Raw genomic sequence first — 23,821 nt, 5'->3', positions numbered from 1 at the left:
ACTTAGCGACGAACGCCCAGTTCGCGCAGCAGGCGCGGCTGGTTGTAGACGTTGCGCAGGGCCTCGGTGATGGCGGCGGTCGAGACCGTCACCGTGCGGTTCAGTTCGGGGTCGTATCCGAAGCTGCCGCCCAGCGAGTGGATGTTGCCGTCAAAGGCCGCGCCGATGACTTCACCCTTGGCGTTGATCACGGGCGAGCCCGAGTTACCGCCGATGATGTCGTTGGTCGAAACGAAGTCATAGACGGTCGACTTGTTGACCTTGCTTTCGGCCGCCAGCCAGTCGGTCGCGGCGTTGAACGGCTCGGCGCCGGTGTTGCGCTGATACAGGCCGCCGATCTCGGTGAAGGGCGTGACGGTCACGCCGCGATAGGTCCAGCCCTTGACCTGACCATAGGACAGACGAAGCGAGAAGGTCGCGTCGGGGTACAGGTTGGTGCCGTAAACGGCGAAGCGGGCCTGGGCGATCTTTTCGCCTGCACGGCTGGTCGGGCCGGAGACGGCGGCTTCCCACTGGGTGCGGACGGCTTGGGCGGCGTTGTCGTTGTCCAGCACGAACTTGATCAGCGGATCGCCCGATGCAGCCAGTTGCTCGGGCGTCATGGCCAGGGCCTGGGCGCGGAAGGCTGGGTCGGCCAGACGCGTGCCGTCGACCAGACGGGCGGCGACCTGTTCGGGGCTTTCCGTGCCCAGAAGCGCCTTAACGTCGGTGTTGTCGACGGTCAGGTATTCGCGGGTCTTGGACAGCCAGAAATCGATGAAAATCTTCTCCAGATCGGTCGAGATCGGCGTTTCGGTCGCCAGACGGCGGCCCAGCGACGCGATGTCAGCGTCCGAGTAACCGGCGCGGCGCTCGGCGACGGGCTTGGCGCGTTCCTTGGAGGCGCGGACGATGGACCGGGCATAGGAATACAGCGACGAACGCTGACCGGCGGCGGATTCCAGCTGACGGTAGGGCAGGAACAGATCGCGCTGGGTCGCGGAGATGCGCTCCAGATCAGCCCACGGATCACCAATGCTGGCGGCCAGAGTCGGGTCGGCGGCGACGCGCTGGCGCAGTTCCTGTTCTTCACGACGCTTGGTGCCCATGAAGGCCGGGTCGGTCAGGGCGCCCTGCTGGCCGTAGAAGACCTTGAAGCTGTTCTCCAGGCCGAACAGCGGGTCGACGGTGACGCGCTTGGGCTCTTCGCCGGTGGTGGCGTATTCGATCAGACGGCCGCGCAGTTCCGACGACTGGATCAGCGTCAGCGGCATCTGCTGGTCACGCAGCACATCCAGTTGCGCCATGGTCAAGAGGCGCGAGGTCGAGCCGGGGTTGCCCGCGACAAAGGTGACGTCGCCTTCCTTGGGCGCGTTGGCGTTCCAGGTCAGGTGGTTCGGCGTGGCGACCGGCTTGCCGTCCTCGTAGATGCGCAGGAAACCGGCATCCAGGGCGTAGCGCGGGAAGTTGAAGTTGTCCGGGTCGCCGCCGAAGAAGGCCGCCTGGAACTCAGGCGCGAAGACCAGACGCACGTCGTCGTACTTGCGGAACTTGTACAGCTTGTACTGGCCGCCGCGGTAGAAGCTGATGACCTGGCAGGTCAGCTTCTGGTCGTCGCCGCAGGTCTCTTTCTGGATCTTGTCGATCTCGGCGGCGCGGGCCTGGACGAAGGCGGCGCCTTCAAGACCGGCGCCGGCGCCGGTGACGCGGGCGGTCACATCGACGATGTCGGTCAGGATTTCAGCCGTCTGGCCGGGGCATTTCTTTTCGTCTTCACGGGTGGCGGGCATCCAGCCGTTCTTGACGTAGTCGTTCTGGGCCGTGGACAGGTCCTGCACGCACGACACGACACAGTGGTGGTTGGTCAGGATCAGGCCTTCGCCCGACACCAGCGAGGCCGAGCAGCCCTGCAGGCGCACAGCGGCGTTGCGCACGCGGTCCAGCCAGGCCTGGTCGATGTTGGTGCCGTACTTCTGGTTCACCGTCGCGATGGGGAAGTTGTCGAACGTCCACATGCCTTCATCCGCCTTGGCGGGCGAGGCGGGGGCGGACAGGACGGCTGTCGCGGCGCCAAGGGCGGCCAGCGAGGCGGTGAAGCGAAGTGAAGGCAAGGACATGGTGGATAGTCTCCCGGGGGCGGGACGTTTTTGTCCCGTGTGTTATTCTGTAACTAGCGCCATAAAGGGGGCGACGCCAAGCAACCTGTGTCGCCTTAGTCGCACGTTTTACGCGAAGCAACGGCGGGGCGCCCCAAACCCTTACCCCGATTTAACTTGGCCGGAGGGTGGCGCGCCGTCAGATAGACGGACGTACCAGGGGTTTATCGACGACCATGTCGCTTGCGCTTTCAACGCTGCTATTCGAGTGGCGCCGCTATATGGCGGCGGTCATGGCGCTGGCCCTGTCGGGCCTGCTGGTCCTGGCCATGACCGGTGTCTTCATCGGCATCGGCAAGGGATTCACCGCGACCATTGAACGGTCGGGTGCCGACATCTTCATCCTGCAGCCGGGCGCCAAGAGCATCATGAACGGGCCGTCGGGCGTACCGCGCCGGTTCATTCCGCTGGCCTATAACCATCCTGAAGTGACCGAGGTCATGCCGTTGGATGGTGCGGGGGGCTCGTTCCAGAACATCAAGAATGTGGACCCGACCAAGAGTCAGGCGGACAACGCCAGCCAGGGCGCGCCGCGCCAGAAATGGGTCCAGACCAGCATCATCGACACCCGCCCGGGTTCGGTGACGATTCCGACCGACTATTCTCAGGAACTGGTCGATGCGCTGCGCCAGCCCTACACCGTCGCGGTTGACGAAACCGCTCTGAATACGCTGGGCGTCAAGCTGGGCGACAAGGCGCTGTACAATGGTCAGACGGTCACGGTCGTCGGCGTGACGCGCGGCTATCCCAATATGATGCAGCCGGGCGTGGTCATGTCGCGCGACACTCTGCGGATGCTGGGGCAGGCCGACACCGGCCCGCGCGTCGGTCCTCTGATGGTCAAGCTGCGTGATCCCGCCCGTTCACAGATCGTGGTCGATCAACTGAATGAAATGGGCAAGGGCCAGTGGAAGGCCTGGACCAAGCAGCAGTTGGCCGACGCCAATGCGGGCGCCATGTTCGAGGAAGGCATCCTGGTCATCATCATCGGCGGCTGCGTGGTGCTGGGGATCATCATCGGCGTGGCTATCACCTGGCAGACGCTGCGCGGGGCCATCATGGCTAACATCAAGGAGTTCGCCTCCCTTCGCGCCCTCGGCGTCGGCATGGGCAGTCTGCGCCGTATCGTGGTCGAGCTGAGCTTCTGGGTCGGCGTGGTCGGTGTCGCCGCCGCCATCTTCCTGACGTGGCTGGTTTCGCTGCTGGCCACGATGGGGGCCGTGATCATCTCCCTGCCGTTATGGCTGCTGGTCGTGGTTGGGGCGGGGTTGATCGCCATCGCCATGGCGTCGGGCCTGCTGTCGCTGGGCATCCTCAAGAACAGCCAACCGGCGGACCTGCTGCGATGAGCATTCACACGAAAGTCCACGGCAAGCACGGCGATTTCGCCATCGAAGCCAACGGCGTGGTCAAGCGCTTCAAGTCCGGCAAGTCCTGGGTCGAGGTGCTGAAAGGCGTCGATTTCGACGCGCGGCACGGCGACCTGACCATGGTCATGGGACCGTCAGGGTCGGGCAAGTCGACGCTGATCGCCGCCCTGTCCGGCCTGCTGAAGCCGGAAGAGGGCCGCGTCGATATTCTGGACGTCGATGACCTGTGGCGGCTGTCCACCGGACGGATCGACAAGTTCCGACTGGATAACTGCGGCTTCATCTTCCAGGGCTTCAACCTGTTCCCGGCGCTGACGGCGTTGCAGCAGGTCGAGACGGTGCTGAAGTTTCAGGGTCTGACGTCCGGTCAGGCCAGAAAGCGCGCCACGACGGCGCTAGAGGAAGTGGGGCTGGCGCATCGTCTTCACCTGCGCCCCGCCGCCCTGTCGGGGGGTGAGAAGCAGCGCGTCGCCATCGCCCGCGCCCTGGCTAAAGACCCCAAGATCCTGTTCGCCGATGAACCGACCTCGGCTCTGGATGGCGAGAACGGCCAGGTGGTGATCAAGCTGCTGCGCCGCGCCGCCACCGAACACGGCGCCGCCGTCATCTGCGTGACCCACGACCCGCGCCTTGAGGCCTGGGCTGACCGGGTCATCCACATCGAGGACGGCAAGATCCTTGATGACCAACGCCGCATTCCCGATCCGAACGCCATTCTGGCGTCGCACTGAACAACACGACTGAACCCCTTAGGACGAAACGCCCAATGCCCGGCTTCCTGAAGAAAAAACGCACATGGTTCGGCCTGCTGCTGGTGATCGTGCTGGTGGTCGGCTTCATGCTGTTCCAGTCCTCGGCCAAGGCCAAGAAGGAAGAACAGGCCAAGGCGGCGGCCACCAAGGTCGAGAGCCCCTACGCCGCCATCGCCAACGGCAAGGTGGATGTCGAGGGCGGCATCATCCAGATCGCGGCCCGTCGCGGCGGCATCGTCCGTGAGGTGCTGGTGCAGGAAGGCGAGCGCGTCACCGCAGGTCAGATTCTGGCCCGTCAGGAAGACGACGAACCGCGTCTGGCCGTGCAGAGCGCCGCCGCCGCTGTGGCGCAGGCTGATAGCCAACTGAATCAGATCCGCGTCGACATCCGCACCGCCCAACGTGAGCAGGAACGTCTGCAGCGTCTGGCCGCCACCAACTTCGTCGCCGCCCAGCGCGTCGATCAGGCGGCGGACGCCGTGGCCACGGCTCAGGCCCGTCTGGGTTCGCAGCAGGCTGCGGTCCAGACCGCCCGCGCCCAGCTGGATCAGGCGCGTTATAATCAGGAACTGACGGTCATCCGCGCGCCCAGCGCCGGCCGGATTGTTCGCCGCTACGCCAACCCCGGCGCCGGCGCCTCGACCCTGAACGTCTCGACCATGTTCGATCTGGAGCCGGATGCGCCCCGCATCGTCCGCGCCGAAGTGGTGGAAAGCGACCTGCCCAACCTGACCGACGGTCAGGCGGTCGAGATCAGCCCGGAAGGCGATTCCAGCAAGATCTACATCGGCACGGTCCTGCGCCGCGCGGCGGTGTTCGGCGCCCGCAAACTGGCCTCGGACGATCCCTCGCAACGCACCGACGAACGCGTGGTCGAGGTCGTGGCCTCGGCAGGCGATGCGCCGCTGCTGATCGGCCAGCGGGTTCTGGTCAAGTTCATGAAGCCCGGCGAGACGGCAGGCGCCAAGCGTCAGGCGGCGACCGGCGTCGGCCCCGCCCAGGCGATGCGTTCACAGTAGGCCGGGTGTGAACACCTGAAGGATGAAGAGGCGGCCGGGGCGCGATCCGGGCCGCCTTTTCTTTTGCCTGTGAGATCAGGTCTTTCCGGGTCTGTGAGTTTTTCGCACATGGCGTGGGCCTGAAACTCGATTTCAGTGCTGCATGGCCTGCGGCATCCACTCGTGATGTCTTCTGTCCGTATGATTGTTCTCGTGCTTGGCCTGGGTCAGGCGGTGGCCTTCGCCTCCAGCTATTATCTGCTGGGCGTCATGGCCGATCCGGCGGCTGTGGCGCTGGGCATCGGCACGGCGTCGGTGTTTCTGGCGCTCTCTGGCGCCTTTCTGGTTTCCGCCGTCCTGACGCCTTATGCGGGACAGGCGATTGAGCGCATCGGCGGGGCGCGCGTGCTGGCGGCGTCGAACCTGGCCTTCGCCGTCGCCCTTCTGCTGATGGCCGCCGCGCCGCATCCGCTGGTCTTGTGCATCGGCGTCGTGCTGCTGGGCATTGGCATGGCGGCGGGCCTTTACGGCACGGCCTTCGCCGTTCTGGTGGAGATGCAGGGGCAGGGCGCGCGGCGGGCGATTGCGGCGGTGTCCCTGCTAGGCGCGCTGGGCGGCGCGCTGGGCTGGCCGATCAGTCGAGAAGTTTTGGATATGGCGGGCTGGCGCGCCGCATTCGGCTTCTGGGCGGCCCTGCATCTGTTTGTCTGTCTGCCGATCGCCCTGATTGTGCTGCCGCAGAGAAAAGCGGGGGCGGACGCGGTGGTCGATAAGTCGCCGATGCGCTGGACCCCGACCATGATCCGCATGGCGATCTTCTTCGCCGGGGCCTGGGCGGTGGCGTCGGCCATGGCGGCGCATTTGCCGCGCCTGCTGGTCGATCTGGGCATGACGGTGGAGCGTGCGGCGTGGGCGGCGGGTCTGATGGCGGCCAGCGCCATGGTGGTGCGCCTGCTGGACATCACTGTGCTGCACCGCTCGCACCCCATCCTGACAGCGCGGCTGGCGGCCCTGTTCCATCCGGTCGGAGCCTTGATCGCGACCCTGTTCGGGACGGTGGGAGCGCCAGCGGTGGCCATTGGACAGGGCATGGGCAACGGGTTTCTGTCCGTGGCCTCCGGCGCATTGCCGCTGAAGGTGTTTGGGGCCGAGCGGTACGGGATGCGGCAGGCGCTGATCCTGACGCCCGCCCGCTATGTTCAGGCCGCAGCACCCGCGGCCTATGCGCTGGCCATGGATGCGTCGCCGGGCGTGGCGCTGGCGGTCAGCAGCGCGATCTGCCTTGGCATGTTCGCGCTGAGTTTCAGCTTTCGCGAGGGCTCATCGGCCTGAGAAATCGCCGGGACGTTTTTCCAGCACGGCGGAGACGCCTTCCTGATGGTCGTCGGTCAGGTGGGCGATGGCCTGCATGGCGGCTGACAGTTCCAGAATCTGTTCAAACGTCTGGTCGCGCCCCTGACGCATCAGGGTCTTGGCCATGCGCAGGGCCTGGGACGGTTGGGCGGCGATCTGGGCGGCGGTGGTCAGGGTTTCCTCCATCAGCCGTTCATGCGGCACGACGCGGTTGACCAGCCCCCAGCGCTCGGCCGTCTCGGCGTCGATGCTGCGTCCTGTGAACAGCATTTCCGCCGCGCGGGCGTATCCGACATCGCGCGGCAGACGCCACGCCCCGCCGTCTCCGGGAATGATGCCCAGCTTCAGGAACGGCACGCCGAAGCTGGCGCGGTCCGAGGCGATGCGGATGTCGGCGGTGGTGGCGATGCCGCAGCCCAGACCCATGGCCGGACCATTGACCGCCGACACCAGCGGCATCTCCAGATCATAGAGCGACCGCACGATGCGGTGGACGATGCGGCGATAGCGGACGCGAATCTCGGCCCCCGACCCTTCGAACAGGTCACGTTTGTCGCGCATGGCCGTCAGGTCGCCCCCGGCCGAGAACGCTCGCCCCGCACCCGTCAGGACCACGCATTTGACGGATGTATCGGCATTGGCGCGGGCGCAGGCGTCGGCGAACTCGTCACCGTCCGTCATGTCGGGCAGGGCGTTCAGACGCGCCTCGCGGTCCAGCGTCCAGATCAGGATGCCGTCCTGTCTGGTTTCAGCGATCAGGCCCATGCGTCATCTCCGTGTTCGCCCCCTCATCGACCGCCGCCGCTGCGTCACGCAAGCCCGGAATTGCAAAAGCCCCGGATGAGACCGGGGCTTCCTGGCTGTCAGCCCTTTAGGCCGTCAGCGTTTCTTGATCGTATAGGGTACGAAGTTGGACGGATGGCTGACCACCCGATTGGAGTTGGACGGCATCTGCCGCGTGTTCACCAGCATCCCGCCCCACAGGGCAAAGGACATCATGGCGTGTTGGAGGTTACGCTCCTTATCGTTCATCTTGGCGTCTCCTTTCGCAGAACGATGAAAAGAGACACGTCGTACCAATGGGGATTCCACCCTCAGTCGTTTCGCGTCAGAACCCAAGATAGTCAGTTTCGTAAAAAATGCAAATTTATCGCTCAGCATTCGGAGTAAATTTTGTGACAGTGTCACGATGACCGAGCCTATCGCCCGCCCCGGACCGCCCAAGGCGATCGCCACGCCCTGCGTCATGGTGTGCGCTGTCGATGGCGAAAGCGGCCTGTGTCTGGGCTGTTTTCGCACCCTGAAAGAAATCGCCGGGTGGCGGGCGCTGACGAATGAGGAACGGGCCGCGGTCATGGCCGAACTGCCGTCGCGGCGGTCGCAGGTCGATCCGTCCAAGCTTTAAGATTTCATCAGCCAAGTCGCTTCACGGCATCCCAACCTCAGGCGCCTAGAACGGCGACGTCGCGTCTTGCGATGCAGCCAAAGCGCCCTTGATGATCCGTGTTGATTTCCAGTCTGCAGCCGTTCTCAGCGGGGCCTTGCTCGCCGCGTTCAGCACGGCGCTGGTCATTCGGCACTTCGAAGGCGGCGGAGAGGCCCTGGCGGCTTCCGCTCCGATCCCGGTCGTTCAGGCCCCGGTCCCGCTTCTGGAACCGGCGACAGGCCATCCTGCACAGGTCGTGCGCGCCGCCGACGGTCACTACTGGGCGCAGGCCCGTATCGACGGCCACGCTGTGCGGGTGCTGGTGGATACGGGCGCCAGTCTGGTGGCCCTGACGCGTGAGGACGCACGGCGTCTGGGCGTTAATCCTACGCCGTCAGAGTTTACCGGCAAGGTGCAGACGGCGTCGGGCATGGTGCGCGCGGCGCCGGTCGAACTGTCTTCGGTATCCGTATCAGGCGCACGGATCGACAAGGTTCAGGCCCTCGTGTTCGAGGACGGCCTGACCTATTCGCTGCTGGGCATGAGCTATCTGGGGCGGCTGTCGGCGTTCGAAGCCACCCCGGCGGGTCTGACGCTCAGGCCCTAGGCGTTCCGGCCTTAAAGATCCTGCATCTGACGGCGGGCTTCGCGGAAATACTGCCACCCGGTCCACAGTGTGATGACGGCGGCGAACCAGATCAGGAAGACCGCAAAGGTCTCAAACGCCGGTTGCCACGACAGGGGTGAACCGTCCTCGTTCTGAAGTCCGAAACCGCTCCACAACAGGGTCAGCTGCAGGGCGGCCAGAGCCACCATCTGCACCGTGGTCTTCCACTTGGCCGCCAGGGTCACCGGCAGTTCGATGCGCCCGGCCATCGTCTCGCGCAGGGCGGATACGGCGAACTCGCGGAACAGGATCAGGCCGCAGGGCAGGGCGATCCCCGGCAGGGAGCCGGACGCCAGCACGCCCAGAATAGCGCCGGTGATCAGAACCTTGTCGGCGATGGGATCAAGGATGGCGCCCCAGCGCGTGGTCGAGTTCCAGCGTCGGGCCAGGAAACCGTCGACCCAGTCGGTCGAGGCGGCGATGACGAAGATCCAGAAGGCCCAGACGCCGAACTGCAACTGGGTGTCGGGCGACAGCCAGGCGTCCAGCGCACCGGGCGCCGCACCCGCCAGCATGGCGAACATCACCACCCCGGCGAACAGGCGGATGCCGGTCAGGATGTTCGGGATCGGATTAATGTGGTGGGCGGTGCTCATCGTCATGTCCGTTGCAACGCCCCGGGTGTGGCACGGTTCGGCGATCAGGCCAATGTTCAGGCCAATGTTCAGGCCAACGGTTCGAACCGTGGCTTGTCGGTCAACGCGCGCAGCACGCCGTCCGCGATGCCGAAATGCAGGCCGCTGAGCGTCAGTTCGCCCGCCGCCTCACGCTCTGCAATCCAGGGGAAGGTGCGCAGGTTGCGGATCGACAGACGAACGATGGCTTCCTCGGCGGCGCGGTCCACTTCGTGCGGCGGGACTGTCTCGGCGACGTGGCGCACGACGGGCGTGCCCTGCGCCACCCAAGGTGCGACGAAGTCTGCGCAGTTGTCGGGCGCACCGTGCAGCATGGCGTTGACCCCGCCGCAGTGGGCATGGCCCATGACCACGATACGGCGCACGTTCAGAACCTTGACCCCGAACTCCAGCGCCGCCGACACGCCGTGCAGCAGGCCGTCTGGCTCATAGGGCGGCACAAGATTGGCCACGTTGCGGACCACGAACAGTTCGCCCGGCTTGGCGTCGAAGATCAGGGCCGGGTCGGCGCGGCTGTCGGAACAGGCCACGATCAGGGTGTGCGGTTTCTGGCCTTTGACCAGCGCCTCATACTCGGCATGGGCGGCAGGCCAACGCTCGGCGCGGAAGCGGTGATAGCCGGCGGTCAGTTCGTCATCAGATGCGCTCATGAGCGGCTTTCTAGGCTGGGTTCAGCTTTTACGGAAGAAGGCGTAGATGCGTTCGGCAAGCGGCTGGCTGATGCCGTCGACCTTGATCAGGTCGGACACAGAGGCACGGCCCACGCCCTTGGCTGAACCGAAGGCGTGCAGCAGGGCTTTCTTGCGGCCGGGGCCGACGCCTTCGATCTCGTCCAGCGGGTTCTTCTTGATGTCCATCGAGCGGCGCTTGGCGTGGGCGCCGTTGGCGAAGCGGTGGGCCTCGTCGCGCAATCGCTGCAGATAATAGAGGGCGGGCGACTTCAGCGGCAGCATGAAGGGGGCCTTGCCGGGCATGAAGAACTTCTCCATCCCCGCATCGCGATCCGGCCCCTTGGCCACGCCGACCACGGCGATGTCATCCAGACCGCCCAGATCGGCCATGACGGCCAGAACCTCGGCCAGTTGCCCGGCGCCGCCGTCGATCAGCAGCAGGTCGGGGCGAACGACATCTTCGCCCTTGGCCTCGCCTTCCTCCTCGTCCTTGACCAGACGGGCGAAGCGGCGGCGCATCACCTCGCGCATCATGCCGTAGTCGTCGCCGGGCGTCAGGTCTTCGCCGCGGATGTTGAACTTGCGATACTGGGATTTCTGGAAACCGTCCGGCCCCGCCACCACCATGCCGCCGACCGCGTTGGTGCCCTGGATGTGGGCGTTGTCGTAGATCTCGATCCGCTCAGGCCGGGCCTCCAGACCAAAGGCCTCGCAGACTTCGTCCAGGATTTTGCCCTGTGCCGAGCTTTCGGCCAGACGGCGGCCCAGGGCCTCACGCGCATTGGTCAGGGCGTGGTCGATCAGGGCCAGTTTCTCGCCGCGCTGGGGCCGCACGATCTCGATCTTGCGCTCCGCCTTCATCGAGAAGGCTTCCTCCAGCAACTCCAGCTCATGCGGGCGCACGTTGGACAGGATCAGGCGCGGGATGGGCTTGTCCTCATAGAACTGGCCCAGGAAGGCGGCCAGAATCTCAGGGTCCGTATCGGTCTTGTCCACACGCGGGAAATAGGCCCGCCCGCCCCAGTTCTGGCCCGCGCGGTAGAAGAAGACCTGAACACAGGCCTGTCCGCCGTCCGAATGCAGGGCGAAGACATCGCCTTCCGCCACACTGTCGGCGCTGACCGAGTTTTCCATCGAAATGGCCGACAGCGCCCGGATGCGGTCGCGGACGCGGGCGGCCTGTTCGAAGTCCATTTCGTCGGACGCCGCCTGCATCTCGCCGGACAGGCGGCCGATGACGGCGCGCGACTTGCCACGCAGGAAGGCCTCGGCCTCGGTGACCAGTTCGCCGTAATCCTCCAGCGAGATCAGGCCGGTGCAGGGCGCCGAGCAACGCTTGATCTGGTGCAGCATGCAGGGGCGGGTGCGTGTCTCATAGACGCTGTCCGAACATGACCGCAACAGGAAGGCCTTCTGCAATGTGTTCAGCGTCCGGTTCACCGCCCAGGTCGAGGCGAAGGGACCGAAATACTGGCCCGGCGTCGTGTGTGCGCCGCGATGTTTCCTGATCTGCGGGGCGCGGTGGTCGCTTCGGATCATCAGCTCGGCGAAGGACTTGTCGTCGCGCAGCAGCACGTTGAAGCGCGGCTTCAGCTTCTTGATGAAGTTGGATTCCAGCAGCAGGGCCTCGGTCTCCGACGCCGTGACCACCAGTTCCATCGACCGGGTCTGCGACACCATCAGGCCGATGCGCTGGGTGTGGAAACGCCCTTGCGCATACTGGATGATGCGCTTCTTCAGCGACTTGGCCTTGCCGACGTACAGGCACGATCCGTCCTCGCCATACATGCGATAGACGCCCGGTTTGTCCGGCGCGCGCCGGGCTTCATCCGCGATCAGGGCGGCGGCGGCCAGGGGGGGATTTTCGGGAATCGGTGGATCGCTCGCAATCATCGCGACTTATATAGGCGCGCCGGATCACGGACGCGATTGGAAGGGGACGATTGATGCTGGCGTTTGTAATGATTGCGGGTCTGGCGATGGCGGGCGCCCAGCCGGCAAGTTCAAGCCTTCAGGATCCGGGTGATACGCCGCTGGCGCAACGGGTGTCACAGATCGAGACCTGCCTGTCCGCCGCAGAACCGGGTGAGGCTTCGTCCTGCATCGGGGTGTTCAGTAAGCCCTGCCAGGATACGCCGCAGGGCCAGGGCCAGGGCCAGGGCACGGTCGGCATGACCGCCTGTCTCGGCGCAGAGGCCGAGGCGTGGGAAGCCTTGATGGTGAAATGGCTGGATCAGGCCAAGACGGCTGAGGACATGACCGACGAAGGACGCAGCAGCCTGATCGCGGGGCAGTCGGCATGGGAAACGGGACGCAGGGACTCCATCACGGTCTATGCGGGTCGTCAGGGCACCGTCTATCGGATCATCGCCGCGCAATGGTGGCTCGACTGGACCGCGCGCCGGGCTCTGTGGCTCAACGATCTGGCGGTTGGTCCCGTAGGCTGACTGCGGCGCAACGGGGGTCGTGCGCGCCTACCAGAAGACGTCGACAACTCGGCCCTTGAACACTTCCTCGATCCGCGCCCGCGTGGCGCGGTGCGTGTCCTCGGGCAGGGCGTCAGGGTGGAACCAGCCGATTTCGGCGATCTCGCCATGGCTGGTGCGCTCGCTCATGTCGAAGTCGTCGATGCGGAAGACAACGACATGGTCGCCGGGAAAGAAGCGCTCATTGGAATGGACGGACAGCAGGATTGGCTCGCCCCGCGCGATCAGTCCGGCTTCTTCCCGCAGTTCGCGCACCACGGCGGCCTGGGTCGTCTCGCCCTTGTCTACCCCGCCGCCCGGCAGCCACCAGCCCGCCAGATAGGTGTGTTTGACCAGCAGCACGCGCCCTTCGCCATCCACCGCCACACCCCGCACGCCCAGCGTCTTGCCGCGCGTCAGTCGCGACCAGAGGAAGAAGAAGGGCCGGGAAAAGGGTTCGACGTGCTGGCGCCAGTTGGTCATCGGATGAACATGACGGCGTCAGGGCGGCTTGAACAGCAGGCCGCTCCGCTTTAATCGGGGTGGAACGAACAGGAGCATCCCATGCTGGCTCTCGGCATCATCTTCGCCTTCATCGCCGTCGTCGCGGCCATCAACTATTTCGAGTTCGGTCGGGTTGACTGAACCATCGGCGCGGGGCGTCGCGCTGGTCACGGGCGGGGCGCGCAGGATCGGACGCACGATCTGCCTGACGCTGGCCAAGGCCGGCTTCGACGTGGCGATCCATCATCATGCCTCAGGTGCTGAGGCCCAGTCCCTGGCCGATGAAATCGCGGCTCTGGGGCGTCGCGCCTGTCTGCTGCAGGCCGACCTGAAGGATGAGAGCCGCGTGCGTGGCCTGATCCCCGCCGCCGGTGCAGCGTTGGGTGCGGTCAACGTCCTGATCAATAACGCTTCGGTGTTTCTGGACGACCGGATCGGCGGCCTGACCCGCGAAAGCTGGGACACCCATATCGAAACCAATCTGCGGGCGCCTCTGGTGTTGGCCGAGACGTTTGCGGCCCAGACGACGCAGGGCGTCATAATCAATCTGTTGGATCAGAAGGTGCTGAAGCCGGACCCGCGCTTCTTCTCCTACAGCCTGTCGCGTAATGGCCTGTGGTGGGCGACCCAGACCCTGGCCCAGGCGCTGGCGCCGGGCATCCGCGTCAATGGGGTGGGGCCGGGGCCGACCCTGCCGTCCATCCACCAGACGCCTGAAGAATTCGCCGCCGAAGCGCGCGGCACCCTGCTGGAGACCCCCGGCAGTCCCGAAGCGGTGGCCGACGCCGTGCTGTGGCTCATTGACGCCCGCATGGTGACCGGTCAGATGATCGCCGTCGACGGGGGCCAGCATCTGGCCTGGCGCACCCCCGACATCCAGGAGTAACCGCGTGGTCCAGTCGTCGTCGGTGTCGCCGTTTCCGGCGGATGAGCCGCTGCGTTACGAACGTCTGAGCGTCTTTGTGCGCGGCTTGGAGGTTGAGGCCGGGATCGGCGTCTATGACCATGAGCAGGGGCGGCTTCAACGTCTGGTCATCGACGTGAGCCTGGAGCTTGAGCCCAAGCCCATCGAACGTCTGGGCGACACCATCAACTATGAAACCGTGGCCAATGCCGCCCGCGCCATCGCGGCTGAGGGGCATATCGGGCTGGTCGAAACCTTCGCCGAACGTCTGGCGCGCGCCTGCCTGGACGATCATCGGGTACAGAAGGCGACGGTGCGGATCGAAAAGCCGGGCGCTCTGCAGGCTGTGATCGCCCCGGGCTGCGAGATCGTGCTGTCTCGCTAACGTCTGATCGGTTGCGCCTGACCCGCGACCCGGCCATTGTCGTCTGCGAATCCCAGCCGCCCTGCGCGGCGTGAGAAAAGCGTTCGATACCCATGGCCGAACCCGGCGATCCGAAAGGCCCAGCGGGCGTAAACGACGATCAGGACCTGGACGATCTGGTCGGGTTTGCCTCGCCGCGCGCCCTGGCGGGGCAACCGCGTGAGACACAGGCTGAGCCTGTCATCACCCCGGTGTTCGCGCCCGCCGCCGAACCTGTCGAAGAGCGGGAGCCGGACCTGTTTGATCCGCCCGAACCGGCTGATCCGGGACCGTTCGACCGGACTGAAACCTTTGGCGCGCCGCTGGAGACGCGTTTCTCGGCTGACCGCAATCGCCGCGCGCGCGCCCAGACCTCGCCGGTCCAGCCTGTCGGCGCATCCGCACAGGCGCCGGTCGCGGCGATGCGCGAAGCCCTGGTGCGGGAAGATCTGGCCGAACGTCGGGCCGCGCCTGCGCCTGCACCCATGGGTCTGTACGCCATCTATGTGCTGATCCTTCTGGCGGTGCCGACCTTCGGCGCCTCGGCGGTTCTGGCCTTGCTGGCGGTGACGGTCAGGCGGGCGTCGGACGACGCCCTGGCCCGCAGCCATTTCATCTATCAGCAGCGCACCCTTTGGATCGCAGCCGTGACGGCGGTGGTCGGCGCTCTGCTGGTGGTGATCAATGTCGGCGTTTTTGTCCTGTTCCTGCTGGCGCTGTGGGTGCTGGTGCGCGGGGCGTCCGGCGTGTGGAAGCTGAAGGACGGCAAGCCCGTCTCCAATCCGCACACCCTGCTGTTCTGACGGAGCCATCATGACGACCGAGCCCAATTTCACATCGGGACAGGAGCCTGAAGGCAAGGTCGGCGCCCTGATCGCCTGGGCTCTGTTTCTGTTGTCGATCCCAAGCGCCAATGTGCTGGTGCTGGTTGGGCTGATCGTTTCCTATGTCACGCGCAATACGGCGGTGGGCGTGGCGCGCCAGCATATCGAGGCGCAGATCGCGCTGTTCTGGTCTGTCTTCTGGTGGACCATCGCCGCCTGGGTTGCGATCATCGTCAGCGCCATCGCCTCGGTCGTGCTGATCGGCATTCCGTTCCTGATGCTGTCCCTGTTGATCTGGTTCCTGATCAGCGTCTGGTTCACGGTGAAGAGTGCGCTGGGCCTGATCAATCTGCTGCAGAACAAGCCGATCTGACGCACCCGACCGATGGAACGTCCCACCGCCCCGTCTGTTGATGGCTCGAAGGAGTTCATCATGGGTCAGTTCAAGGACGATGCGATCGAGAACCGCTTCGAGCAGGATTTCGACGGGGATGCGGGCGCGGGCAAGGTCTGGGCGGAGTACGCCGTTCGCGGCGGCGCGCGCATGATCCTGCATGTCGAGGCGGAGCAGGGGCTGCGCGGCTCAGGCGCAGCCGCCAAGTTCATGCAGTCGATGGCGGAATACGCCCGCGAGAAAGGCCTGATGCTGTTCCCGCGCTGCAGCTACGCCGTGGCGTGGCACAAGCGGCACCCGGATTACGACGACGTGCTGGCCTGAGGCCGCCCGTATTTAGCCGATGCGGTTGACGATGGTCTTGATGGTCTCGGCCCGCGTCGGCAGGTCGGCCGCGATGCGCGAGGCGATCTCGCGGGCGCCGACCGGATAGGCGTCGCCGCCGCCAGCGATTTCCTTGGCCTTTTCGGCTGCCTGCAGCAGCAGGCGCTCGAGCTGCTCGATCTCTTCCAGCGCCAGGGCGTGGGCTTCAAGCTGCAGACGTTTGACGCGCTCGCCCGTCGTCTCGGGCGCGCGCATGAGGTCGTAGATGGCGGCTTCGGTTCCGACCAGGCGAAGGTCGGGCTTGGCGTCTGATCCGGTCTTCTTAGTCATGGAATCGGCTCCTTCCATCGCGAGCCTTCACAAGGTGCGTGTTCCCGCGCGCGCCGTCGAGCGGCGGTTTAACGGTTGTGTCCGCTCTGTGGCCGTGACGCATCGTTTTTGACGGGTTTGGACGATCTTTTACAGCTCAGGCGCACGGGCCGGGACCATCGCCGGGGCGACGACGGGGGCCAGGACGCCGCCAGCGACGGCGCGCAGGGGCGAACGGGGCGTGTGCAGCACGGCCGGATTGACGCTGACGCCATCCTGCGCCGGGGTCACCAGGAAGCCCTTGGCGGCCAACTTGTCGCCCGAACGCACGCGCGAGGTCCAGACCGAGATCGGTGCGGCCAGCAGCAGCGGCAGGACGATAGGCGCAAACCAGGTCGCCAGATCGGGGCGGACGCACAGCGGGATGATGAAGGCCACGCCCGCCACCATCTGCCAGCGCATGGCGCGGAAGGCGTCGGACCAGGCCAGGCCGTCGGCCTCGCGCTGCTGGGCGGTCCAGCCGGCGTCGTGACCCGACAGGATCTGGATGAAGGCCTTGGTGTTGGCGACCATCAGGATGGGAGCCAGGATGGCCGACAGGGCGATCTCGGCGGCCATGCCCTTGGCGATGGCGCGGCGTCCGCCGAAGGCGCGGCGTTCAGCCGGGCGGCTCAGCACCAGGGCGGCGCCCATGAACTTGGGGCCGATCAGCAGCACGCCCGACAGGAAGGACGCCAGCATGAAGGGCGTGAACTGCGGGTTCAGGATGTAGAAGAAGCTGCTCCAGTCCACCGGATAGAACATCTGGATGAACAGGCCGACCATCAGCGACGCCAGCCACAGGGGCGACGACAGATAGGCCATGCAGCCCATCACCAGTTGCAGGCGGCTCATGGGCGACAGGCCCTCGGCGCCGATCAGGCCCAGGTGCTGCAGGTTGCCCTGGAACCAGCGGTGATCGCGACGGATGAAGTCGGTGATCGAGGGCGGGGTTTCTTCCCACGATCCGTCCAGAGCGGCGGTGACGTGTACGGCCCAGCCCGCGCGGCGGATCAGGGCGGCCTCTACGACGTCATGGCTCAGGATATGGCCGCCAAAGGGCTTCTTGCCCTTGAGCGACGGCAGACCGCAGCAGGCGGCGAAGGCGCGCGTGCGGATGATGGCGTTGTGGCCCCAGTAGCTGGATTCCGAACCGGTCCAGTAGGCTAGACCAGCGGCCGCGACGCGGCCGTACAGGCGCACGCTGTACTGCGACACGCGGGCGAAGACGGTGCGGGCCTTGATGATGACCGGGGCGGTCTGGATCATGCCGACGCCGGGATTACGCTCCATGGCGTCGACCATGCGCAGCAGGGTTTCGCCCGCCATGGTGCTGTCGGCGTCCAGAACGATCATGTTCTCATAGGCGGCGCCGAAACGACGGATCCATTCCGACAGGTTGCCGACCTTGCGTTCGGAGTTGTCGGTACGGCGGCGATAGAAGGCCTTGGAGCCTGCGTTCATGCGGAAGGACTGGAACACCGACAGCTCGGCCGATGCGGCTTCTTCCTTGGTCGAGTCGCTCAGCACGAAGATGTCGAAGGCCGCCGAGGCGCCGAGACGCGCCAGCGAGGCGTCGATCTGGGCCAGACGTGCAAAGGATGCGCGGGCGTCTTCGTTATACAGCGGCATCAGCAGGGCGGTGCGGGTGCGCGGCGTCTGGGGATGGGCGGCGAACATCAGGTCGGCCTGATCCTTGCCGCGCAGCATGACGACCAGACCCATCAGGCCGCTGACGAACCAGCAGGAGATGGCGGTGATCAGAACCATGAAGATGCCGAAGGCCAGCATCTCGGTGCCGTCCCAGCCTTCACGGGCATACAGATAGAAGGGGGCGATGGCCGACAGACCGGCCATGAACAGGGTTCCGGCCAGCAGCATCAGGCGACGCATGGCGATGTTGCGCGGCGAGGTGACCGGCGTGACCGATCCCGCCGACGCAGTCGTGTCCGTCAGAGACTGGCGCGGCATCTCCAAGGGGGCTTCGTCAGGAAGCCAGGCCCAGGGTGCGATCGTCTTCTGGATGTCGGCGTGTTCGACAGCGCGGATTGACAGCTTGGTCATGCCGTTCAAGATGCCCCCTGATGACCATTCGTCGTCCGGAAGGCGGGGCGACGCGGAATGCTGCACTGCAGCGACTTCGCCTATAGTCGATCACATTCGCGCGATTTTCAATCACGCGATGTTGATCTGAGCGAAAAAAAGCGTGGATTCCTACCGCGGATTTGCGATCACGGCTTCGTGAAGGCCGTCAAGCGGCGCTTCGATGGCGAGTTGTCGCAATTTTCGCTCCAGAACCCAGGCGGCGACCCCGACCCAGCATACCAGGACGGTGGCGTAGATTCGCTCCCACCACCCGACATTGGCGTCATTGACCGTGCCGGGGAGGACCAGATGCTTGGTCATGACCGTCAGAATGGCCATCAGAACAAAGGTGACGGCCAGGAAGATTTTGAGCCGCGTCAGGTCGTTTCGCGCGGCCAATCCCCACAACAAGAGCAGGGGCGCCAACTGGATGCCCAGACCCAGGTTGATCACCATGTGGCGCGGGTCCGGCCACGGATAGAGGGTCGACAGCGACAGGCCAGCCCCCGCCAGCACGAAGACGATGGCGATCACGGCGGCGGGGATGCGCGCGCGCGTCAGGGCGTAGATGGTCAGGCCGAAACCAACCCCGGCCAGCGCCGCCATGACCCCGGCAGCGAACAGCCCGGCGTTGAAGATGATTGGTTTGCGCGCCGTCGCCCCGCCCAGTTCGCTCAGATACTGGGTGGCGTTGTTGAAGTCGGGATAGGCGGCGATGGCGACGGCTACGACCAGCAGGGCGATCACAGGCGCCGCAACACCCACGCCCAGCAGATGGCGCCGACGTCGATAGGGGGTTCTGGCCTCTGGCCGCAGGTCGATGGGCCAGGGCTTGTCGTCGATCGGCTTCAGCCCCCACAGCGGGCGGATGAAGGGGATGCGCTTGACCACCTCATAGATGGCCAGACTGCCCAGGAAGGTGATCAGCACCAGCGACACGGCCTCCACCGGGGCGGACAGATTGGCCGGGCGAATGATCCAGACCGCCAGCACCAGCACCGTCTGGTGGGCCATGTAGAGGGGGAAGGTGGCCTCGGTCAGATACTTCAGCACCGGACTGGACTTGTCGCGCAGATGCAGGCTGCCAAAGCCCAGGATGGCGGTGATGACCGCCCATTGGTCGATGCCATAGACGATGGCCTTGGGCACGCCCCAGAAGGCGCGTCCGCCCGGATGCCAGACCTGGGCCATCATGATCGGCAGCGCGACAGCGGCAAGGGCCACGCTGACCCAGCGCAGCCGCTCCATGTCGCGCCAGATGCTCTCGCGGCCCACGATGGCGAAGCCGAAGATGAAGGCGACCAGCGACAGGGCGTGATTGTACCAGTCGACCGACAGGGTGTTGGTCAGGCCGAAATAGGGGAACAGGGCGATGCGGATGAAGATCAGATACAGGATCGGCAGCACCAGCACGCGCCAGCCCCGCAGGTTCTTCTCCAGCCAGTCGCCGATATGGGCGATGACGCCCGGCTGGCGCCAAAGCAGGATCGTCACGGCGCTGTAGGCCGCGATATAGACGATGAACCACAGATGGTTGACCGGAACGCCGTCCATCAGGCCGCTCCAGCTGAACTCACGCGCCATCCAGTCCAGATAGCCGTCCATGCCGCCGGGCCAGTTCGCCTTGTCGCGCGCCTCGATCCACGACTGCAGCGGCACCAGCGCCACCGTGCCGAACAGCAGGGGCGGGACCAGACGGGCGAAGCGTGCGCGGGTCACCTCACGCGGCGTGCGACGCAGGGTCATGAACCGTAAGGCCGCGCCTGACACCAGGAACAGCAGCGTCAGCCGCCACGGGTTGGTGATCAGGATGGCTTCGCGCATCCACTCGAAAGTGTGGGCGCTGTGCACGTGCCAGCCATAGACGCCGTACACCAGGCCGACATGATACAGGATCAGCAGGGCGAAGGCGCTTACGCGGATCCAGTCCAGATCATAGCGACGCGCAGACGGGGCGGAAGACGAGGTCACGGGCGCGTCTATGATCCGCTCCGTACGGTCAAGCAAGCGGGCGAATGGTCTCGCTTGGGCCGGTGGCGGTTGTGGGTTCGTGCTCAAACGGCTTTAGGTTGCGCAAGCCCAAGGGCGGTCAGGGTGGCGGCGATCGAGGCGTCCTGCGCGGCCTGATACAGCACCATCTCGTCCTGAACCGGGCGTCCCAGCGCCTTTTCAAAGTCCGCCTTGGCCGGATCAACCGCATAGGCCGACGCCCGCGCCTCGGCCCCCAGGTTCGACTGGAAGATGCCCGCCGCGCTGACGGGCAGGAAATCCTCATAGGTGATGGGTTCGGCGATGACGTGGCCCAGGTCGATCAGGGCTTCCAGATCATCGGTTTCGGCCCGCGCGGCCAGGCCCTGCGGCGTGGCGCGATAGCGGAACCATCCCAGGCCTTCGCTGCGCATGGCGGTCCAGTCGTCGGGCAGGGCGGAGAAGTCCTTTTTGGCCAAGGCTTCGTCATACAGGTCGCGGCCCGTCGGCGTCAGGGCGCAGCCACGCTGTTCGATCTCGCCGAAGCGCGCTGTGTGCGCGCCCTCGATGGCGCCAGTGTCGGACGGGAAGGTGATCGGCTCCTGCAGCGCCTTGAAACTGGTCTGGCGCAGCAGGATGGGGCAGTTGCGGGCAGGCGGACCTTCGATGGTCTCCTTGGGCGTGATGCCGCGCGCGGGCATGGCGGCCTGCGCGGCGTCGATGTCCAGCGTGCGCGGCGTCAGGTGGTTGATGTGCGGCCCCTTGAAACTGACCACATCGGCGATCAGGCGGTGGGCGGCGACCAGACGTTCATAGGTTTCGGCGCTGACCGTGGCCTGTGCGTGCCAGCGGAAAGTCTCCAGCAGTTCCGCCACGAACCGATCCGACTGCGCCTCATCCAGCCCACCCATGCGCTCGGCCGTCTCGATCAGTTCGCGCGCGCCGGACGTGAAGATGTCGCGCCGGGCCAGGGTCGCTGCGGCTTCGGCGCGCAGGGCCTCGTCCTCGATCAGCTCCAGCCGCAGCAGGGAGGTGAAGACCCGGAACGGGTTGCGCGCCAGCGCCGCTGGATCGACGGGCCGGAAGGCGGTGGAATGGACCGGCACGCCAGCGGGCGCGAGGTTGTAATAGCTGACCGGCTCCATCCCCATGACCGCAAAGGCGCGGGCGATGGTGGCCAGTTCGTTCGCCGTGCCGACGCGGATTGCGCCGTGCCGCTCCTGCGACAGGCGCGCCAACTCCCCAGACGCGGCCAGACGGTCGGCGTTGGCCGTGTCGGTCTTCAGCGTCTGGGCGTTGATGTCCGCCACCAGGGTCAGCAGGTCGCCGTATTGCGGCACCTCGGCGCGGTACATGGCCGACAGGGCGGCCGAGAAACGGCTGCGGATTTCGTCAGGATGGACGAAGGCGGACATGGACGGCTCCCTGAGTATTTTGATCCATCCCTACCCCGGCAGGTCGCCGTGCGAAACCCGGCGACCTGGGACGTTTCGTCTGACGCAGTTAGGCCTGGACGCCGATGCCGATGGGGCAGACGACGCCGGTGCCGCCAATGCCGCAATAGCCATTGGGGTTCTTGGCCAGATAGCCCTGATGATAGTCCTCGGCGAAATAATAGACGCCAGCCGGTTCGATCTCGGTCGTGATCGCGCCGCGGACCGCCTTGGTCAGGGCCGCCTGATAGGCGTCACGCGACGCCTCGGCATCGCGCGCTTGCTCGTCGTTCAGGGTGTAGATGGCCGAGCGATAGGTGGTGCCGATGTCATTGCCCTGGCGCATACCTTGGGTCGGATCGTGGTTCTCCCAGAAGGCCTTCAGCAGTTCGGCGTAGGAGGTTTCCTTGGGGTCGAACACGACCTGAACCACCTCGGTATGGCCGGTGCGGCCTGTGCAGGTTTCCTCATAGGTCGGGTTGGGCGTGATGCCGCCGGAATAGCCGACCGAGGTGACCCAGACGCCGGGCAGGTTCCAGAAGATGCGCTCGACACCCCAGAAACAGCCCATGCCGAAGATGGCGGTCTCGAAACCTTCCGGGTGGGGGCCTTTCAGCGGACGGCCCGTGACGAAATGCAGCTCGTCCGTATGCAGCGGCGTGGTGCGGCCGGGCAGGGCGGTTTCAGGCGTGGGCAGTTCGGCAGTCTTGGTGAACAGCATGCAGCGTTCCTTTTCGGCAAGGGTCTTCATCGCCCATATGGGGACGGCGGATCGACTTGCCCAGCGGGAGAAAGACGTCGGCCGCGCCCTTTATCAGGCGCGGCTTTGACCAAAGGCGAACTGGAGACCCAGCAGGAAGGCCCAGAAGGCGGCGATGGACGGCGTCTGCAACGCATAGTCCGTCGTGCCGTGGATCAGCACCACCAGGCTGGCGACGACCAAACCGCGCGCGGTCGTCTGGCCCTTGCGGACCTTGCCCGTGCGCCAGATGGATACTGCGATGATCACCCCGATCAGCAGGAACATCGGCGTGGCGCCGACAATGCCTGCCTCTTCCAGCCACTGGATATAGAGGTTGTGGGTCGCGCGGATGGACCAAAGGTTGGGATAGTTCTCCGCCGTCATGATCTGGCTGTTCACGTCGTTGAACGTGCCCAGGCCGTAACCGAACAGGGGTGAATCCAGGAAGGCCTGCCAGTGGGCGGTGAAGATGGTGGTCCGCACCAGCGTGTCGCGGTCCAGCGCATCAAATCGCGACCACAACAGATCATTGCCGCCGAGAAGCAGCACCGCTCCAACCACCAGCAGCACCGCGCCGCTGACGAGCACCGGCAGGCGTCGGCCCTTGTTCTCGATCATGTCCCACAGCAGCAGCACGCCCGCCGCAACGACGGTCGCCGCAACGCCCATGCGCGAGGCCGTCAGGACCAGACAGGTGACGAACAGCAGGACATAGGCCAGCGGCACCGCCACTTCGCCCAGTTGTTTCATGACGTCCGTGCCCTTGGCCTGACGCCAACGGCGCAGCAGGTTCGCCAGGCCGATGACGGTCAGGATGCCAAACACCGAGGCTCCGCTGTTGGCGCTGAGGAAGCCGCCGGACAGGCGTCCACCGGCCATGATCTGACCGCCAGACAGGAAGCTCAGCAGAGATATGGCGCCATAGACGGCGCCAAGCGCCAGCAGGACATCGACCGTCGCACGTGCGCGATCGGATCGGGCGCCTTGCAGACACCCCAGGACGAAGACGCAGCCCAGGCCGACCAGCTTGGTCATTTCGAGAAGAGTGGCTGACCGGTTCACGGTCGATGAGCCGGGCATATCCGCCCACGCCCAGATCGGGTGCGGTCCGCCGGGCGTGAAGGATGTCAAGCTCCAGGCCGCCACGCCGAGCGTGATCAGAAACAGCAGGATCAGAGGCCAGACGGGCTTCAAATCAAACAGGCCAATGCGCGCAGGGGGCACGGCCAGGGCCGCAACCAGCAGCAGGCCCAGCAGAGCGCTCAGCCACTGGGCGGCGGCGACATGGTTGGCGCCAAAGGTCAGGTGGGCCGCAAAAATCAGTGCGGGAACCAAGCCGAGCACGATGCGACTGCGCCAATCAACGCGCTCCGGGCCGCCCTTGGAGGACGGCCCGGCAAACGCCGTAGAACGGCGACGA

At 65.6% G+C, this 23,821-nt stretch carries 25 protein-coding genes; 12 read left to right on the top strand and 13 right to left on the bottom strand.

Annotated features, from left to right (window positions below; translation table 11 throughout):
* Positions 1-2: 2 nt before the first annotated feature.
* Positions 3-2,096: a S46 family peptidase gene (locus QZ281_RS07420; protein ID WP_292226638.1), complete on the bottom strand. Its 2,094-nt coding sequence runs from the start codon at positions 2,094-2,096 to the stop codon at positions 3-5.
* 215 nt (positions 2,097-2,311) lie between these two features.
* On the opposite strand from QZ281_RS07420, the gene QZ281_RS07415 reads away from it, so the two are divergent.
* The 4 genes from QZ281_RS07415 to QZ281_RS07400 all read left to right on the top strand — a co-directional run bounded on the left by QZ281_RS07415 (position 2,312) and on the right by QZ281_RS07400 (position 6,587).
* Positions 2,312-3,484, top strand: a complete 1,173-nt coding sequence (locus tag QZ281_RS07415; protein WP_292226636.1) for an ABC transporter permease — start codon at positions 2,312-2,314, stop codon at positions 3,482-3,484.
* Complete coding sequence (locus tag QZ281_RS07410; RefSeq protein WP_292226634.1) at positions 3,481-4,236, top strand: ABC transporter ATP-binding protein; 756 nt, start codon at positions 3,481-3,483, stop codon at positions 4,234-4,236. Before QZ281_RS07415 ends, QZ281_RS07410 begins: the two co-directional genes overlap by 4 nt.
* 35 nt (positions 4,237-4,271) lie before the next feature.
* On the top strand, positions 4,272-5,276 hold the full coding sequence (locus QZ281_RS07405; protein WP_292226633.1) for an HlyD family efflux transporter periplasmic adaptor subunit: 1,005 nt from the start codon (positions 4,272-4,274) through the stop codon (positions 5,274-5,276).
* A gap of 192 nt (positions 5,277-5,468) precedes the next feature.
* The gene (locus tag QZ281_RS07400; RefSeq protein ID WP_292226631.1) at positions 5,469-6,587 is read left to right on the top strand and encodes an MFS transporter; all 1,119 of its coding nucleotides are present in this window, start codon (positions 5,469-5,471) and stop codon (positions 6,585-6,587) included.
* On the opposite strand, the gene QZ281_RS07395 is transcribed toward QZ281_RS07400, so the two are convergent.
* Together QZ281_RS07395 and QZ281_RS07390 are read right to left on the bottom strand one after the other, a co-directional pair.
* Positions 6,576-7,373, bottom strand: a complete 798-nt coding sequence (locus QZ281_RS07395; protein WP_292226628.1) for a crotonase/enoyl-CoA hydratase family protein — start codon at positions 7,371-7,373, stop codon at positions 6,576-6,578. The two genes, QZ281_RS07400 and QZ281_RS07395, sit on opposite strands and share 12 nt — an antisense overlap.
* Positions 7,374-7,487: 114 nt before the next feature.
* The gene (locus QZ281_RS07390) at positions 7,488-7,640 is read right to left on the bottom strand and encodes a hypothetical protein (protein WP_201096840.1); all 153 of its coding nucleotides are present in this window, start codon (positions 7,638-7,640) and stop codon (positions 7,488-7,490) included.
* Between the two features lie 157 nt (positions 7,641-7,797).
* Between QZ281_RS07390 and QZ281_RS07385 the strand changes: the two genes are divergently transcribed.
* Both QZ281_RS07385 and QZ281_RS07380 read left to right on the top strand, forming a co-directional pair.
* Positions 7,798-8,013, top strand: coding sequence for a DUF1289 domain-containing protein (locus tag QZ281_RS07385; RefSeq protein ID WP_292226623.1), 216 nt, complete (start codon positions 7,798-7,800; stop codon positions 8,011-8,013).
* Between the two features lie 91 nt (positions 8,014-8,104).
* Positions 8,105-8,641, top strand: a complete 537-nt coding sequence (locus tag QZ281_RS07380; protein ID WP_292226620.1) for a TIGR02281 family clan AA aspartic protease — start codon at positions 8,105-8,107, stop codon at positions 8,639-8,641.
* Between the two features lie 11 nt (positions 8,642-8,652).
* Here QZ281_RS07380 and pgsA read toward each other — a convergent pair whose 3' ends face one another.
* From pgsA to uvrC, 3 genes are all read right to left on the bottom strand, one after another.
* Positions 8,653-9,297 carry a CDP-diacylglycerol--glycerol-3-phosphate 3-phosphatidyltransferase gene (pgsA, locus tag QZ281_RS07375; protein WP_292226617.1) on the bottom strand — a complete coding sequence of 215 codons (645 nt, stop codon included), beginning with the start codon at positions 9,295-9,297 and terminating at the stop codon, positions 8,653-8,655.
* 68 nt (positions 9,298-9,365) lie between these two features.
* On the bottom strand, positions 9,366-9,986 hold the full coding sequence (locus QZ281_RS07370) for a carbonic anhydrase (protein WP_292226614.1): 621 nt from the start codon (positions 9,984-9,986) through the stop codon (positions 9,366-9,368).
* Positions 9,987-10,007: 21 nt separating this feature from the next.
* Complete coding sequence (gene uvrC, locus QZ281_RS07365; RefSeq protein ID WP_292226611.1) at positions 10,008-11,900, bottom strand: excinuclease ABC subunit UvrC; 1,893 nt, start codon at positions 11,898-11,900, stop codon at positions 10,008-10,010.
* Between the two features lie 53 nt (positions 11,901-11,953).
* Between uvrC and QZ281_RS07360 the strand changes: the two genes are divergently transcribed.
* Positions 11,954-12,454 carry a lysozyme inhibitor LprI family protein gene (locus QZ281_RS07360; RefSeq protein ID WP_292226608.1) on the top strand — a complete coding sequence of 167 codons (501 nt, stop codon included), beginning with the start codon at positions 11,954-11,956 and terminating at the stop codon, positions 12,452-12,454.
* A 27-nt stretch (positions 12,455-12,481) separates the two neighbouring features.
* Here the strand turns inward: QZ281_RS07360 and QZ281_RS07355 are convergent, their stop codons facing one another.
* On the bottom strand, positions 12,482-12,955 hold the full coding sequence (locus tag QZ281_RS07355; protein WP_292226605.1) for an NUDIX domain-containing protein: 474 nt from the start codon (positions 12,953-12,955) through the stop codon (positions 12,482-12,484).
* Positions 12,956-13,109: 154 nt separating this feature from the next.
* On the opposite strand from QZ281_RS07355, the gene QZ281_RS07350 reads away from it, so the two are divergent.
* From QZ281_RS07350 to QZ281_RS07330, 5 genes are all read left to right on the top strand, one after another.
* A complete protein-coding gene (locus tag QZ281_RS07350; protein WP_292226602.1) occupies positions 13,110-13,862 on the top strand; it encodes an SDR family oxidoreductase in 753 nt (250 codons plus the stop codon).
* A gap of 22 nt (positions 13,863-13,884) precedes the next feature.
* Positions 13,885-14,265, top strand: a complete 381-nt coding sequence (gene folB, locus QZ281_RS07345) for a dihydroneopterin aldolase (RefSeq protein ID WP_292226643.1) — start codon at positions 13,885-13,887, stop codon at positions 14,263-14,265.
* 92 nt (positions 14,266-14,357) lie between these two features.
* Positions 14,358-15,086 carry a hypothetical protein gene (locus QZ281_RS07340; protein WP_292226599.1) on the top strand — a complete coding sequence of 243 codons (729 nt, stop codon included), beginning with the start codon at positions 14,358-14,360 and terminating at the stop codon, positions 15,084-15,086.
* Between the two features lie 10 nt (positions 15,087-15,096).
* Positions 15,097-15,480: a hypothetical protein gene (locus tag QZ281_RS07335; RefSeq protein WP_292226596.1), complete on the top strand. Its 384-nt coding sequence runs from the start codon at positions 15,097-15,099 to the stop codon at positions 15,478-15,480.
* 60 nt (positions 15,481-15,540) lie between these two features.
* Positions 15,541-15,825: a GNAT family N-acetyltransferase gene (locus QZ281_RS07330; RefSeq protein WP_292226593.1), complete on the top strand. Its 285-nt coding sequence runs from the start codon at positions 15,541-15,543 to the stop codon at positions 15,823-15,825.
* Positions 15,826-15,837: 12 nt separating this feature from the next.
* Here QZ281_RS07330 and QZ281_RS07325 read toward each other — a convergent pair whose 3' ends face one another.
* The 6 genes from QZ281_RS07325 to QZ281_RS07300 all read right to left on the bottom strand — a co-directional run bounded on the left by QZ281_RS07325 (position 15,838) and on the right by QZ281_RS07300 (position 23,745).
* On the bottom strand, positions 15,838-16,155 hold the full coding sequence (locus QZ281_RS07325; RefSeq protein ID WP_201096861.1) for a hypothetical protein: 318 nt from the start codon (positions 16,153-16,155) through the stop codon (positions 15,838-15,840).
* A gap of 129 nt (positions 16,156-16,284) precedes the next feature.
* Positions 16,285-18,237, bottom strand: coding sequence for a glucans biosynthesis glucosyltransferase MdoH (gene mdoH / locus QZ281_RS07320; RefSeq protein ID WP_292226589.1), 1,953 nt, complete (start codon positions 18,235-18,237; stop codon positions 16,285-16,287).
* 150 nt (positions 18,238-18,387) lie between these two features.
* Positions 18,388-20,229 carry an acyltransferase family protein gene (locus QZ281_RS07315; RefSeq protein WP_292226587.1) on the bottom strand — a complete coding sequence of 614 codons (1,842 nt, stop codon included), beginning with the start codon at positions 20,227-20,229 and terminating at the stop codon, positions 18,388-18,390.
* A gap of 83 nt (positions 20,230-20,312) precedes the next feature.
* Entirely contained in the window at positions 20,313-21,641 is a 1,329-nt protein-coding gene (locus tag QZ281_RS07310; protein ID WP_292226585.1) for a VOC family protein, read from the bottom strand.
* Between the two features lie 88 nt (positions 21,642-21,729).
* Positions 21,730-22,380 (bottom strand): peptide-methionine (S)-S-oxide reductase MsrA, encoded by a 651-nt coding sequence (gene msrA / locus QZ281_RS07305; protein ID WP_292226583.1) that lies wholly within the window; start codon positions 22,378-22,380, stop codon positions 21,730-21,732.
* Positions 22,381-22,473: 93 nt separating this feature from the next.
* Positions 22,474-23,745 (bottom strand): O-antigen ligase family protein, encoded by a 1,272-nt coding sequence (locus tag QZ281_RS07300; RefSeq protein WP_292226580.1) that lies wholly within the window; start codon positions 23,743-23,745, stop codon positions 22,474-22,476.
* Positions 23,746-23,821: the final 76 nt, after the last annotated feature.

The sequence above is a fragment of the Brevundimonas sp. genome (genome assembly GCF_018608325.1).
Classification (GTDB): Bacteria; Pseudomonadota; Alphaproteobacteria; order Caulobacterales; family Caulobacteraceae; genus Brevundimonas.
The sequence above is the reverse complement of the archived record's forward strand: the minus strand, read 5'-3'. Positions and strand labels throughout refer to the sequence as shown.